This window comes from Variovorax monticola (genome assembly GCF_051216855.1).
GTDB lineage: Bacteria > Pseudomonadota > Gammaproteobacteria > Burkholderiales > Burkholderiaceae_C > Variovorax.
Map to the genome: position 1 here is coordinate 1,051,648 of NZ_JBPJZP010000002.1, position 12,685 is coordinate 1,064,332.

General features: G+C 68.3%; 12 protein-coding genes and 1 riboswitch. Of the genes, 5 read left to right on the top strand and 7 right to left on the bottom strand.

Going from position 1 to position 12,685, the window contains the following annotated elements; genetic code table 11:
• Positions 1-21 precede the first annotated feature (21 nt).
• The 4 genes from ACSFA5_RS10565 to ACSFA5_RS10580 all read left to right on the top strand — a co-directional run bounded on the left by ACSFA5_RS10565 (position 22) and on the right by ACSFA5_RS10580 (position 4,925).
• Complete coding sequence (locus ACSFA5_RS10565) at positions 22-1,500, top strand: malonyl-CoA decarboxylase (RefSeq protein WP_435443960.1); 1,479 nt, start codon at positions 22-24, stop codon at positions 1,498-1,500.
• 100 nt (positions 1,501-1,600) lie between these two features.
• Complete coding sequence (locus tag ACSFA5_RS10570) at positions 1,601-2,587, top strand: Bug family tripartite tricarboxylate transporter substrate binding protein (RefSeq protein WP_435443961.1); 987 nt, start codon at positions 1,601-1,603, stop codon at positions 2,585-2,587.
• On the top strand, positions 2,584-3,363 hold the full coding sequence (locus tag ACSFA5_RS10575) for an enoyl-CoA hydratase/isomerase family protein (RefSeq protein WP_435443962.1): 780 nt from the start codon (positions 2,584-2,586) through the stop codon (positions 3,361-3,363). The genes ACSFA5_RS10570 and ACSFA5_RS10575 overlap by 4 nt, the downstream gene beginning before the upstream one ends.
• A 23-nt stretch (positions 3,364-3,386) precedes the next feature.
• Complete coding sequence (locus tag ACSFA5_RS10580; RefSeq protein ID WP_435443963.1) at positions 3,387-4,925, top strand: malonate--CoA ligase; 1,539 nt, start codon at positions 3,387-3,389, stop codon at positions 4,923-4,925.
• Between the two features lie 6 nt (positions 4,926-4,931).
• Here the strand turns inward: ACSFA5_RS10580 and ACSFA5_RS10585 are convergent, their stop codons facing one another.
• The gene (locus tag ACSFA5_RS10585; RefSeq protein WP_435443964.1) at positions 4,932-6,023 is read right to left on the bottom strand and encodes a phenylacetaldoxime dehydratase family protein; all 1,092 of its coding nucleotides are present in this window, start codon (positions 6,021-6,023) and stop codon (positions 4,932-4,934) included.
• Between the two features lie 34 nt (positions 6,024-6,057).
• Positions 6,058-7,062: a carbon-nitrogen hydrolase family protein gene (locus ACSFA5_RS10590; RefSeq protein WP_435443965.1), complete on the bottom strand. Its 1,005-nt coding sequence runs from the start codon at positions 7,060-7,062 to the stop codon at positions 6,058-6,060.
• Positions 7,063-7,282: 220 nt separating this feature from the next.
• On the opposite strand from ACSFA5_RS10590, the gene ACSFA5_RS10595 reads away from it, so the two are divergent.
• Complete coding sequence (locus tag ACSFA5_RS10595) at positions 7,283-8,245, top strand: AraC-like ligand-binding domain-containing protein (RefSeq protein ID WP_435443966.1); 963 nt, start codon at positions 7,283-7,285, stop codon at positions 8,243-8,245.
• 35 nt (positions 8,246-8,280) lie between these two features.
• On the opposite strand, the gene ACSFA5_RS10600 is transcribed toward ACSFA5_RS10595, so the two are convergent.
• From ACSFA5_RS10600 to ACSFA5_RS10620, 5 genes are all read right to left on the bottom strand, one after another.
• Positions 8,281-8,706, bottom strand: coding sequence for a universal stress protein (locus tag ACSFA5_RS10600; RefSeq protein WP_435443967.1), 426 nt, complete (start codon positions 8,704-8,706; stop codon positions 8,281-8,283).
• Between the two features lie 99 nt (positions 8,707-8,805).
• Positions 8,806-9,633, bottom strand: coding sequence for a sulfite exporter TauE/SafE family protein (locus tag ACSFA5_RS10605; RefSeq protein ID WP_435443968.1), 828 nt, complete (start codon positions 9,631-9,633; stop codon positions 8,806-8,808).
• A 293-nt stretch (positions 9,634-9,926) separates the two neighbouring features.
• Positions 9,927-10,253 (bottom strand): cell division protein ZapA, encoded by a 327-nt coding sequence (locus ACSFA5_RS10610; protein ID WP_435443969.1) that lies wholly within the window; start codon positions 10,251-10,253, stop codon positions 9,927-9,929.
• Positions 10,250-10,474, bottom strand: coding sequence for a DUF904 domain-containing protein (locus ACSFA5_RS10615; RefSeq protein WP_093129838.1), 225 nt, complete (start codon positions 10,472-10,474; stop codon positions 10,250-10,252). Before ACSFA5_RS10615 ends, ACSFA5_RS10610 begins: the two co-directional genes overlap by 4 nt.
• Before the next feature lie 103 nt (positions 10,475-10,577).
• Positions 10,578-12,296, bottom strand: coding sequence for a ClcB-like voltage-gated chloride channel protein (locus ACSFA5_RS10620; protein ID WP_435443970.1), 1,719 nt, complete (start codon positions 12,294-12,296; stop codon positions 10,578-10,580).
• 58 nt (positions 12,297-12,354) lie between these two features.
• Positions 12,355-12,617: riboswitch (cobalamin riboswitch) on the top strand.
• Positions 12,618-12,685 lie beyond the last annotated feature (68 nt).

Genomic DNA, 12,685 nt, shown 5'->3' on the forward strand with positions numbered 1-12,685 from the left:
CGCCAACATGGGAGTGTCCCGATGAGTGCGACCGAATGGTTCCAGGCGCGGCTGCGTTCGGGCGACAACGCCAAGGTGCCTGTTGCGCCCGAAACCACCGCAAAGAGCGCACCGAAGGGCGCACCGAAGAGTGCGCCCAAGCCCAGCGCCCGCTCCACCGCCGAGCGCCTGCAGGTCACCCTGCGCAAGGCCGACGAGGCCCTGTCGCCGCGCGCCTTGCGCCGCGTGCTGGCCGAGCTGCAGGCCGTGATCGACCCGCGCGTGAGCGAGGTCGAAGGGGGCCGGCGGGCCCACGCCATCGCCCAGGCCTACCGCGCCGCCCCGGTCGAGGAGCGCCGCGACCACTGGGCCTTGATGAGCGAGCATTTCGCCGCCGACGCACAAAAGCTCAAGACCGCCCGCGACCAGCACCAGGGCGCCGTCGGCACGCCCGACGAAGGCCAGGCCGAGCTGCGCCTGCGCCGCGCGCTGGTGTCGCCGCGCATGCGACTGCTGCAGCGCTTCGCGGTCGAGCCCGAGGGCATGCGCTTCCTGGTCGACCTGCGCGCCGACCTGCTGCCCAACCTGAAGGCCGACAAGCGCCTGCTCTCGCTGGACGCCGAACTGGAGCATCTTTTTTCCACCTGGTTCGACGTCGCCTTTCTCGAACTGCGCCGCATCGACTGGGATTCGCCGGCCTCGCTCATCGAGAAGCTCATCCGCTACGAGGCGGTTCACGACATCAAGAGCTGGTCCGACGTGAAGAACCGGCTCGACGACAGCGACCGCCGCTGCTACGGCTTCTTTCATCCGCGCCTGCCCAACGAGCCGCTCATCTTCGTGGAGGTGGCGCTGGTCGACCGCATCAGCGAGGGCATCACACCGCTGCTCGACGAAGCCGCCGTGCCGGTGCTGCCCGCCAAGGCCACCACCGCGATCTTCTATTCGATCAGCAACACGCAGAACGGCCTGCGCGGCGTGAGCTTCGGCGACTCGCTCATCAAGCGCGTGGTCGAGACGCTGCAGGACGAGTTGCCGCGCCTCAAGAGCTTTGCCACGCTGTCGCCGATTCCGGGTTTTCGCACCTGGCTCGCGAAGAATGCCGCCGAGCTGCTGTCGCGCCTGGACGAGAAGCGCGAGGCCGAAATCGGCCGCCTCATCGGCTCGCTGCCGCCCACGGCCGAGCGCCTGCTCGCGGCCGTGGACGCGGCCGCCACCTTCGACACCAAGTCGCCGCTGCGCCAGTGGCTGATGCAGGCCGCCGCCGAGTACCTCGGCCGGGCGCTGGTCGACGGCACGCCGGCCGACCCGGTCGCGCGCTTCCACCTGGGCAACGGCGCCCGCGTGGAGCGCCTGAACTGGGCCGGCGACCCGTCGCCCAAGGGGCACAAGCAGTCTTACGGGCTCATGGTCAACTACCTCTACGACCTCAAGCGCCTGGACAAGCACCGCACCTGGCTGGCCGACGGCAAGGTCGCTGTATCGGGAGACATCGAAAGCCTGTACTTCAAGAAAGGCTGATGGCATTCGCAAGCCGGCAACAGCGCGAGAGCACGCCGGCGGTCGAACCAGAGAGAGCCGCACGGGGCGGCAAAATCCACAACGACAGGAGATGAGACAAATGAACCCAGGTTTTCAACGCCGCGACGTCTTGCGCGTGGCCGCCGCCGGTGCGGCCGTTCTGAGCGGCGCCGCGCGCGCCCAGCAAAGCTGGCCGAGCAAGCCGGTGACCATGGTCGTGCCGTTTCCGGCCGGCGGCGGCACCGACGCCTTCGCGCGGCCGCTGTCGGGCCAGTTCTCGCGGCTGACGAACCAGTCGCTCATCATCGACAACCGCGGCGGCGCGGGCGGCACGCTGGGGGCGAGCATTGCCGCGAAGGCGCCCGCCGACGGCTACTCGCTGTTCATGGGCGCGGTGCACCACGCCATTGCGCCGTCGGTCTACCCCCGGCTCGATTACGACATCGAGAAAGACTTCGTGCCGCTGATGCTGCTGGCCAACGTGCCGCAGGTGGTGGTGGTCAACCCGCGCCGCGTGCAGGCCACGACCATCAAGGAATTCATCGCGCTGGCCAAGGCCAACCCCGGCAAGCTGAACTACGGCTCGGCAGGCGCGGGCACTTCGCACCACCTGGCGGGCGAACTGTTCAAGCTGCAGACCGGCACCTTCATCACCCACATTCCCTACCGCGGCGCGGGCCCGGCGCTGGCCGACCTGATCTCCGGCAACGTCGACCTGATGTTCGACGGCCTGGGCTCCTCGGCCCAGTACATCAAGAGCGGCCGCATCAAGGCGCTGATGGTGGCCGGTGCCAAGCGCAACCCGGCCTTTCCCGACGTGCCGTGCGCCGCCGAGGTCGGCCTGCCCGACTACACCGTGACCACCTGGTACGGCCTGTGGGCGCCCAGGCGCACGCCGGCCGAGGTGCAGCCGCAGATCGTCGACGAGATGAAGAAGATTCTTGCGGCCGACGACATCAAGAACATCTGGGCCCAGAACGGCTCCGAAATCCCGACGCTCACCGGCCCTGCCTACGGCAGTTTCGTGAGCGCCGAAATCAAGCGCTGGGCCACGGTGGTGAAGGCCTCGGGCGCGAAGATCGAATGACGCTCGGCAGCCGCATCTCGTTGCGCCGGGAAGGTGCCGTCGCCATCGTCACGCTGTCGAACGCGGGGCGCCTCAATGCCATGACGCGCCCCATGTGGCGCGAGCTGCGTGCGGTGTTCGACGGCCTGCGCAACGACGACGCGGATTTGCGCTGCGTCGTGGTGCGCGGCGAGGGCGGTGCCTTCTGCGCGGGCGGCGACATTTCTGAATACCCGTCGTTCCGTTTCGAAGAGCCCAGCCTGCGCGAGTTTCACGAGAACGAGGTGTGGGCCGCGCTGCAGGCGCTGCTCGACTGCCCGCTGCCGCTGGTTGCGCAGATCGAGGGCGCCTGCATGGGCGCGGGCATCGAGATCGCGAGCTGCTGCGACATCCGCCTGGCCGGTGCGACCGCGAAATTCGGCGCGCCCATCGCCAAGCTGGGCTTCCCGATGGCGCCGCGCGAAGCCGCGCTGGTGCACGGCGCCATCGGCGACGTGCTCGCACGCGACATGCTGCTGGCCGCCGGCGTGCACGGCGCGCAGCGCCTGTACGACGCGGGCTTCCTGCTGACGGTGCTGCCCGACGACGAAGTGGCTGCCGCCGTGCAGGCGCATGCACAGCGCATCGCGGGGCTCGCTCCGCAGACCGCGCGACTGCACAAGAAGACATTCGCTGCCTTGAGGGCCGGCGCGCCCACGGCCCACAGCCTGCTGGCCACCGCCTACGACTACGCCGACTCCGCCGAGCACCGCGAGGGCATTGCCGCCTTCCTTGCCAAGCGCACCCCGAATTTCTGAAAGTCCTGTTCACAGAAGAAGCGATGAAGAAAACCGCCAACGCCAACCTGTTCGCCGCCCTGCGCGCGGCTTTTCCCGCCGACCTCGACGGCATTGCCGTCGAAACCGAGAGCGGCCTGTTCTATTCGTGGCGCGACGTCGAACGCGCCAGCGCCATGATCGCCAACCTGTTCGAAGCGCTCCAGCTCGAGAAGGGCGCGCGCATCGCGGTGCAGGTCGAGAAATCGGTCGAGGCGATGCTGCTGTACCTCGCCACGCTGCGTGCGGGCTACGTGTTTCTGCCGCTGAACACCGCCTATCAGAGCGCCGAGATCGAGTACTTCATCGGCAACGCCGAGCCGGCCGTGGTCGTGTGCACCAGCCGCAACGCGCCGTGGGTCGGGCCCATCGCCAACGCGGCGGGCACCCGGCACGTGTTCACGCTGGACGACGACCGCACCGGCACGCTGCTCGAAGTGGCCGCGCAGTGCAGCGACCGGCACGCCGTGTCCGAGCGCAAGGCCGACGACATGGCCGCCATCCTGTACACCAGCGGCACCACCGGGCGCAGCAAGGGCGCGATGCTCACGCACGCCAACCTGCTGTCGAACGCGCAGGTGCTGAAGGACTACTGGGGCTGGACCGAAGGCGACGTGCTGATCCACGCACTGCCCATCTTCCACGTGCACGGCCTGTTCGTGGCGCTGCACGGGGCGCTGCTCAACGGCAGCAAGATGCTGTGGTTCTCCAAGTTCGACCCCAAGCGCATCGTGCAGAAGATGTCCGATGCCACCGTGTTCATGGGCGTGCCCACGCTGTACGTGCGGCTGCTGGCCGAGCCCGGCCTCACGCGCAATGCGGTGCGCAACATGCGGCTGTTCATCGCGGGTTCGGCGCCCTTGCTCATCGAGACCTTCGACGAATGGCGCGAGCGCACCGGCCACACCATCCTGGAGCGCTATGGCATGAGCGAGACGGCCATGCTCACGTCCAACCCTTACCGGCCCGAACAGGGCGAGCGACGCGGTGGCACCGTTGGCTTTGCGCTGCCGGGCGTGCAACTGCGCGTGCGCGAGGACAGCGGGCGCGACTGCACCACCGACGAGATCGGCAACATCGAGGTCAGCGGCCTCAACGTGTTCGCGGGCTACTGGCGCATGCCCGAGAAGACGAAGGAAGAGTTCACCGCCGACGGCTTCTTCAAGACCGGCGACGTCGGCAAGATCGACGGCATGGGCTACATCACCATCGTCGGGCGCAGCAAGGACCTGATCATCAGCGGCGGCTACAACGTGTACCCGGCCGAGATCGAGGGCTACATCAACGAGATGTCCGGCGTGGCCGAGAGCGCGGTGGTCGGCGTGCCGCACCCCGACTTCGGCGAGGTGGGCGTGGCGATCGTCATTGCGAAGGCGGGTGCGGCGCTCGACGCCGAAGCCATCGTGGCCGACCTGAAGTCCAAGCTCGCGAACTTCAAGATTCCCAAGCGCTGCTTCGTGGTGCCCGAGCTGCCGCGCAACACCATGGGCAAGGTGCAGAAGGCGCTGCTGCGTGCGGAGCACAAGGGGCTTTTCTCCCGCTGAGGCCGGCTACGCAGCGGGAGCTGTTCCGTCGAGCCCGCTGAGCCCGTTCATCAACCCGCTGCGCGCATGGCAGTTGATGTATTCGTAGCTCTGCTCGTCGGCCTTGAGCACCGACACCTCGTGGTACACGCGCAGCTGCAGCTGAAAGTTCAGCGCCTGCACGTAGCGCATGAAGCTGCCGAAGATGGCGACGTGCGTGGGGTGCGACTCGGCCCAGCGCTCCATGTCGGCCAGCGAGCGCCAATAGCTCAGGCCGAAGGACTTCTGCAACCGTGCGCCGTGCGCGTCGAGGTGGTGCATGTAGCGGTTGCTGTAGCAGCCGATGCCCAACCCCTGGTCGCGCAGGAAGTCCATGCCCTCGCGCAGCACCGGCTCCATGTCGTCCAGGTACAGCGTGCGTTCCTGGCCGGTGGTGTCGGTCCACTCCTGGCCGGAGCGGATCATCGCGATGTTCTCGTGGCCCGCCACGCACACGCGCTGTCCCAATGCCGGCGCGCCCGCCATCCCCTCGATGACGGCGCGCGAGCCCGAAGGTGCCATCGCATCGGTCTGCGACAGCGGAATGCGGTCGCGCATCGACCCCCAGTAGCCGTGCTCCTGCAACTCGCCGCTGAGCTCGCCCATCACCACGCCGACGCCCTCGAAGCGGTCGGGCGTGTTGAACATGGTCTCGAAGCGCTCGACGCGCGGCGACGCCACTTCGCGGAAGTAGCCCAGGCCTTCGGACAGCCGCTCTTCAGAACGCCACCAGCCATCGACTTCGGGCGTGGCGCACCAGCGTGCGTACGCCGCGGCGTCGCGCCAGTAGGCGATGGCGACCATGTTGTCGTATCCATCTGCATCGACGTAGTGCGTCAGGTCGTGGTGGCCCGGGCCGTCGGGCAGCGCGAAGTCGCGGGCGATCTTCATCAGCGCGGCGCAGGCGCGGCCCTGCATGTCGGCGCCGCGCGACTGCACGCCGAAGTAGCCCATCACCACCTGCGTCAACGCGGTGGGCGCGCGCGCCGACCACACGGGGTAGGGCGGCGTGTAGTCGTCTTCCACGCGGCGGTGTCGCGTGCGCGGGCACTTCAGGTGGTCTGCAATGGCGGATTCCATGGCGCGGCTCCTTGGGGGGTGGCGATCGGGCCGATCAAGCCGAAACAGGCTCGGGCACGCTGGCCTCGGGCTCCGGCGTGAGCTGCACCACCACGGGGGTGCGTCGCGTCTTGTTCAGCAGCAACTGGGTGACGTCGGGGCGCGAGTAGTGGCCGCTCGGGTCGGCGGCCGCTTTGGCCAGCGAGATCATGCCGAGGTCGATGTCGGCGATGACCAGGCCTTCCTCGTCCTCGGCCAGCGGCGTGCCCAGCGGCGAGCCGTCGGGCGCGTAGATGCGCGCGTAGCCGCCGCCCGTGCCCAGCATCTGCTGCTTGCCGGCGTCGGTGCACATCAGCTCGCTCATGGCCTTGGACACGGTGGCGCAGGGCGCGAGCACGAAGCAGCTGCCCTCGGCCGCATACACCTGGCTGGCCGCGTTGTTGACCTCGTGGCCCAGCGCGTAGGCCGCGCCGCGGTACAGCGAGAAGCTGGGCCATGCGCCGCAATGGATCTGCTCGTTCTGCGAGTACATCGCGTACTTGCTCAGCGGCTGCAGGTGCTCCCAGCAGCACAGCGAGCCGATGTTGCCGATGGGTGTCTGCACCACGTGCAGGTCGGCGCCGTCGCCTTCGCCGAACACGGTGCGCTCCACGTGCGTGGGCTTGAGCTTGCGGCGCGTCTGCACGGTGTTGCCGTGGTCGTCGATCAGCGCCTGCGCAATGTAGAGGCTGCCCGCGGCCTTCTCGCTGAAGCCGAGCGACAGCCAGATCTTGTGCTTGCGCGCCGCGGCCTTCAGCCGGTCGAACTCGGGCGAGCCGATGACCATCGCGTTGTCGTGGTAGCGCTGCACGAACTGCATGCCCCAGGCCGGCGAGTCGAGCCAGATCCACCACGGGTAGCCCGGCACCCAGGTCTCGGGAAAGGCGATGAGCTGCACGCCCTGTTTCGCGGCCTGCGCCATCAGCTCGATGGTCTTGTCGATGGTGGCGTCGAGGTCGAGGAACACGGGGGCGGCCTGCACGGCGGCGACGCGCAGCTTGGGGTGGACGGTGGTCGGCATGGTGGTTCTCCAGATGCGATGAAAGTGCAATGAAAGAGCAAGGGACGTAACGAGGCGCCCGCCGTGCGCACCGGGTTTGCGCTGTGGCATGCGGGTTGCTTGAAGCGTAGATTCGCGCCGCCGGAACGCCTTGACCCGGATTGGCGGCGTTCTTGTCCCAGCGTTGCATGCCCTGTTCCTGGCCTCCGGCAGGCCCTTCACCGCCCTTCGAGGAATTCCGATGACCCAGCTGCTCAGCACCGACGCCGTCTCGCGCGACCAGCGGCTCGCCTACTGGACCGACATGATCTGCAACGTGTACGTGCAGCTCGAGTGCGACGCCGTGCAAGACGGCGACATCGGCAACTTCGAGGGCAGCATCCGCCAGCACACGCTGCCCAGCCTCGACATGTCGGTCGTCACCTCGGGTCCGCAGCGGGTGATGCGCACGCCGGGGCACATCGCGCATTCGAGCGACGACTACTTCCTGGTGAGCATCCAGGCGCGCGGCCAGGGCGTGGTGCGCCAGGACGGGCGCGACGCGGTGCTGTCGGCCGGCGACTTCGCGCTGTACGACAGCACGCGGCCCTACGAGCTGCTGTTCGAAGAGGCGTTCGAGCAGATCGTGCTCAAGCTGCCCGGCGACCGCCTGCGCAGCGAACTGCGCGACACCGAGGCGCTGACGGCCACCACCGTGTCGGGCCGCGAAGGGGCGGGGCACCTGCTGCTGGGCATGATCCGCACGCTGCGCGAAGACATCGACACGCTGCAGCCCGCCTCGGCGCTGGCGGTGGCCAACGGCGTGCAGAACATCCTGGTGGCGGGACTGCAGACGCTGCCCGCGGCGCGCGCGCCGGCCCTCAGCAACCTCACGGCGTACCACCTGGCGCGGGTGAAGCGGCGCATCGACGAGCAACTGGCCGACCCGATGCTATCGGTGGGCACGCTGGCGGCGGAACTGGGGGTGTCGGTGAGCCACATCCACCGCGTGTTCAAGAGCGAGCCGCTCACGCCGTCGCAGTACATCTGGGAGCGCAGGCTGGAGGCGTGCAGCCGCGACCTGCTGGAGCCGCGCCTGGCGGGGCGGCCGGTGGCCGAAATTGCCTATGGCCGCGGCTTCAACGACGCGGCGCATTTCAGCCGCGCGTTTCGCGAACGCTTCGGCTGCTCGCCGCGCGAATGGCGGCAGCAGCGGGTGCAGTAGCGGGGCGCACGCCAGCTGCAAGCCGGCTGCGCTTGCTACTGCACCAGCAGCACCGTCCTGTCCGTCTCCGAGATCACCTTGGTCGCCACCGAGCCCATCAGCGCACGTCCGAGCAGGCCGTGGCCGTGCGTGCCCAGCACGATCAGGCCAGCCTGCGCCTCGGTGGCCGCTTTCAGAATTTCTTCGGCCACATGGCCGTGGCGCGAATCGACGGTGTAGTTGCCCACGCCCTTCTCGGCCAGGAGCGCCTTCACCGGGTCGAGCACCTTGGCGCTTTCCTCGGCGTAGTAGCTGGTGACCAGGTCCTTGCTGAGGTGTCGCGTGACATTGCCCGAGATGCCGGTGCACACGTGCACCACCACGAGTTCGTGACCGTCCACGAACATGGCGCGGTGGGTGAAGAGGTAGGCCAGGGCCTTCTGCGTGAAGGCGCTGCCGTCGACGGCGATGAGGATTTTCATGCGTTCGTTATACGGCGCGCCCCGTGGGGCCGCAACGAGTCGCACCTTCTGCCGAAGGGCCTTGGAGGCCGCTGCGGGGCGTGCCGGTTCAGGCCCGCATCAACCGTGCAGGCCCTTCCAGAGCATGTACGCCGCCAGCAGGTACAGGATGGTCGCGAACACGCGCTTGAGCTTCTTCACCGGCAGGCTGTGCGCTGCCTTGGCGCCCAGCGGTGCGGTGAACACGCTGCACGCGGCAATCACCGCCAGCGCGGGCAGCCAGATGTAGCCGAAGGAGCCGGCCGGCAAGCCCGCGACCGAATGGCCTGCAATGACGTAGCCCAGCACGTTCGCCACCGCGATCGGAAAGCCCAGCGCCGCGCTGGTCGCCACCGCGTTGTGAATGGCCACGTTGCGCCACGCCATGAACGGCACGCTGATGAAGCCGCCACCCGCGCCCACCAGGCCCGAGATGAAGCCGATGACGCCGCCGGCCGCGAGCTGGCCGCCCGTGCCCGGCATCTGCCGCGTCGGCTTGGGCTTCTTGTCGAGGAACATCTGCGTGGCCGAGAAGCCCACGAACAGAGCGAAGAAGATGGCCAGCGCCGTGCCCTTGAGCAGCGCGAACACGCCCAGGCTGCCCACGAGGCTGCCGATGACGATGCCGGGCGACAGCCGCTTCACGATGTCCCAGCGCACCGCGCCGCGCTTGTGGTGCGCGCGCACGCTCGACACCGAGGTGAAGATGATCGTGGCCATCGAGGTGGCGATGGCCATCTTCACCGCCAGGTCGGCCGGCACGCTGCGCTGGCCCATGATGATCGTGATGAACGGCACCATCAGCATGCCGCCGCCGATGCCCAGCAGGCCCGCGAGGAAACCGGTGCCCAGGCCGAGCGCGGCGAGTTCGGCGATGAGCAGGGGGTCGAGCAGTGCGGCGAGGTTCACGGGCAAGTCAGGAAGGAAGGTACTGCGGCAAAAAGCAACGGCCCCGTGCAACTGGTGCAGGGGGCCGTGGCGGGAAAAGGTGTCTGCAGATGGTGTGCCGGACCCGCATCCTGAACCAGGGTTCAGGTGGGCGAGGGCAGCAAGACTTCGGGTTCATCTGACGCGAGATGATCACACCCGTCAAGCGATGTACCAAGCCCGGCTCCGGAGAGCATTGGAACAAGGAAATATTAAGCCCGACACGTCTGCAGACAAGGCGGATTTTACGCCGCCTCTGCGCCCGCCGCGCTCATTCAGAGCAAATGTCCATCGCCGGCCAGGGCCTGATCGAGTCTTTGAATGAGCTGCGCGGCCTTGGGGCCGGCTTCGCCGGTGGCCGTTGCGTCGTCGGTCGTCGCGGCGGCGGGAGCGGCGGGTTGCTGTTGCGCGGCCAGGTCGAACGCCAGGTTCAGCGAGGCCAGCACCGCGATGCGGTCGCGTGCCTTGACTTTGCCTGCATCGCGGATCTTGCACATGGCCGCGTCCACGCGTTCGACGGCGTCGCGCAACTGCGCCTCGCCGCCGTCGGGACAGCCGAGCAGATAGCTCTGGCCCATGATCTGTACTTCAATCTGCTTCATGCGGGGGAGTCTTGGGAAGGTGGTTCAGCCGGCAACCGCTCCAGCAGGGCGTCGAGTCGTGTGCGGGCCGCGGCCAGCCGCGACTTCAGGGCGTCGCGTTCGCGTGTGAGCGCATCGACCTGTTCCTGCAGCAGCGCATTGGTGCGCTGCACTTCTTCGTGACGCACAAGCAGGCGTTCGACGCGCTCGGCGATCTGGTCGATGGGGCTGGAAGCGGGCATGGTTGGCGATTGTAGTTTCCCGGGAAAACGGTCCTGCCGAGGCTGGGCGCGGTGCCCGGCGTGGGCAGGATTCTGCGGCTTCGCAGGCCCCCGATCAAACCTTTCACGGCTCGCTCAGGCGCACATAGGTGGCCAGCAGTGCGCTCTTGGCGGCCACGCCGAGCAGCACGGGGTTGTCCGTGCTCTCGATCACCGGCAGCCGTTCACCCAGGTGGTCCAGGAAGCGCTGAAGCGCTTCGCCCAGGCCTGTGTCGGCGGTGATCGGCCGGATGGCTTGCGACAGCAGCGCACCCGCGGTCGTCTCGGTGGGTGCGGTGCCCAGCGCCGACAACGGCACCACGCCGAGGTAGCGGTTGTCCGCATCGACGACGTACAGGTACTTCACCGGATGCTGCAAGAAGATCTTGCTCATGGCCTCGCGGTCGGCCTGCGGGCCGACCACCGTTTCCGCCGGCTGCACCAGGTCGCGCATGTGCAGCCCGCGCAGGCGCAACTGCGTGTCGCGCTGTTCGTTGCGCCGCAGCGTGATCTCGTACATCGAGCCGGCATTGGCCGAGCGCGCCACGAAGTACGCGATGACGCTGGCCGCCATCAGCGGCAGCATGACCTGGTAGCTCAGCGTCATCTCGAAGATCATCAAAATGGCCATCAGCGGCGCCTGCGTGGCACCCGCCAGGAACGCGCCCATGCCGACGATGGCGTAGGCGAACGGCGCCGACGTGGCCGCCGGCCACAGCGCCTGCACCCCCTGGCCGAACAGCGCACCGACCATGCAGCCGAAGAACAGCGCCGGCGTGAACACGCCGCCCACCGCGCCCGAGCCGGCGGTGGCCAGCGTCGCGGCTGTCTTGGCGAGCAGCACCAGCGCGATGAAAGTCCACGGCCACGGCGTGTGCAGCACCGCGTTGACCACGCTGTAGCCGTTGCCCCACACCTCGGGCACGGGCACCGAAATCGCGCCCATCGCCAAGCCGCCCAGCGCCAGCCGCCACGGCAGCGCCAGCGGCAGCCGAGAGAACAGCGCCCGGCTGCCCTGCAGCGCGCGCAGGAAGCCGACCGCCGCAAAGCCCAGCAGCACGCCGAGCACGCAGAACAGCGCGACCTCGGTGCCGTGGATCTCCGGGAACGCCGGCATCCGGTAGGGCGGCTGGTAGCCGGGCAGCGCGCGCATGGCGACGTTGGCGACCACCGAGGCGATGATGATCGGCCCCACGCTTTCCATCGCGATGGAGCCCAGCACGATTTCGGCGACGAAGAAGGCGCCCGCGATGGGCGCGTTGTAGGCGGCGGTCAGGCCCGCCGCCGCGCCGCAGGCCACCAGCAGCCGCAGCCGCTCGACCGGAAAGCGGAACACCCGGCCCAGCAGCGACGCCGCCAGCGCCGCGAGCTGCACCATCGAGCCTTCGCGCCCGATGGAGCCGCCGCTGCCGATGCTGACCAGCGACGACGCGCTGCGCACCAGCGTCTGCGCCACCGGAATGCGCCCGTCGCCCAGCACGATGGCTTCCATGTAGTCGGACGTGGCGCTCTGCGCCGCGATTCGTTTTGCCGCGACGAGCAGCAACCCCGCCACCAGCCCGCCGAGCGTGGGGCAGGCGATGCGCGCCCACCACGGCAGGCCTTTGGCCATGGCCACCAGCCCGTTGCCGGGGCCGAGCACCAGGTGTTCGAAGTGATAGAGCGCCGCGCGGAAGAGTTCGGTCGCCAGCGTGCCGAGCAGCCCCGCCACGATCGACCACAGCAGCATCGATTGCCAGCCGGAAACACCAAACAGACGCTGCAGCGCCGAACGAAGATTCAGGAATACCGAGGCGGGCCGCATATGGCAACCGATGTTAGCGGCGGCCCGCAACTTTCGACTTAGAGAAGAATCGTCAGGGCCTAAAATGCGGCCCGTTGGTGCTTGCGGCCTGGTTCACATGCCGCGGTTCAACGGGAAGCAGGAGTGGAAGCCCCACCGACCTCACGCAGGTCGGAACAAGGCCCAAGCCGCCTGCGCTGCCCCCGCAACGGTCAAGCAGACGGCGCCGCAAGGCGCCAACCCCTTTCCATTCAAGCCACTGGGCGCCCTGAAACAGGTGCCTGGGAAGGCGGCAGGGGTCGTTCTGCCAGCCCGGATACCGGCCAACGAGGCGGCTGCCGCATGCATGAACATCCACGCATGGGCAGCCATGGCGCCCATGGCGCCGGCGGGGAGGCCGGCAAGGGGTA

Excerpts from the sequence above, each read along its gene's own strand:
- ACSFA5_RS10565 (WP_435443960.1), top strand. The coding sequence starts at position 22 with ATGAGTGCGACCGAATGGTTCCAGGCGCGGCTGCGTTCGGGCGACAAC.
- ACSFA5_RS10570 (WP_435443961.1), top strand. The coding sequence starts at position 1,601 with ATGAACCCAGGTTTTCAACGCCGCGACGTCTTGCGCGTGGCCGCCGCC.
- ACSFA5_RS10575 (WP_435443962.1), top strand. The coding sequence starts at position 2,584 with ATGACGCTCGGCAGCCGCATCTCGTTGCGCCGGGAAGGTGCCGTCGCC.
- ACSFA5_RS10580 (WP_435443963.1), top strand. The coding sequence starts at position 3,387 with ATGAAGAAAACCGCCAACGCCAACCTGTTCGCCGCCCTGCGCGCGGCT.
- ACSFA5_RS10585 (WP_435443964.1), bottom strand. The coding sequence starts at position 6,023 with ATGGAATCCGCCATTGCAGACCACCTGAAGTGCCCGCGCACGCGACAC.
- ACSFA5_RS10590 (WP_435443965.1), bottom strand. The coding sequence starts at position 7,062 with ATGCCGACCACCGTCCACCCCAAGCTGCGCGTCGCCGCCGTGCAGGCC.
- ACSFA5_RS10595 (WP_435443966.1), top strand. The coding sequence starts at position 7,283 with ATGACCCAGCTGCTCAGCACCGACGCCGTCTCGCGCGACCAGCGGCTC.
- ACSFA5_RS10600 (WP_435443967.1), bottom strand. The coding sequence starts at position 8,706 with ATGAAAATCCTCATCGCCGTCGACGGCAGCGCCTTCACGCAGAAGGCC.
- ACSFA5_RS10610 (WP_435443969.1), bottom strand. The coding sequence starts at position 10,253 with ATGAAGCAGATTGAAGTACAGATCATGGGCCAGAGCTATCTGCTCGGC.
- ACSFA5_RS10615 (WP_093129838.1), bottom strand. The coding sequence starts at position 10,474 with ATGCCCGCTTCCAGCCCCATCGACCAGATCGCCGAGCGCGTCGAACGC.
- ACSFA5_RS10620 (WP_435443970.1), bottom strand. The coding sequence starts at position 12,296 with ATGCGGCCCGCCTCGGTATTCCTGAATCTTCGTTCGGCGCTGCAGCGT.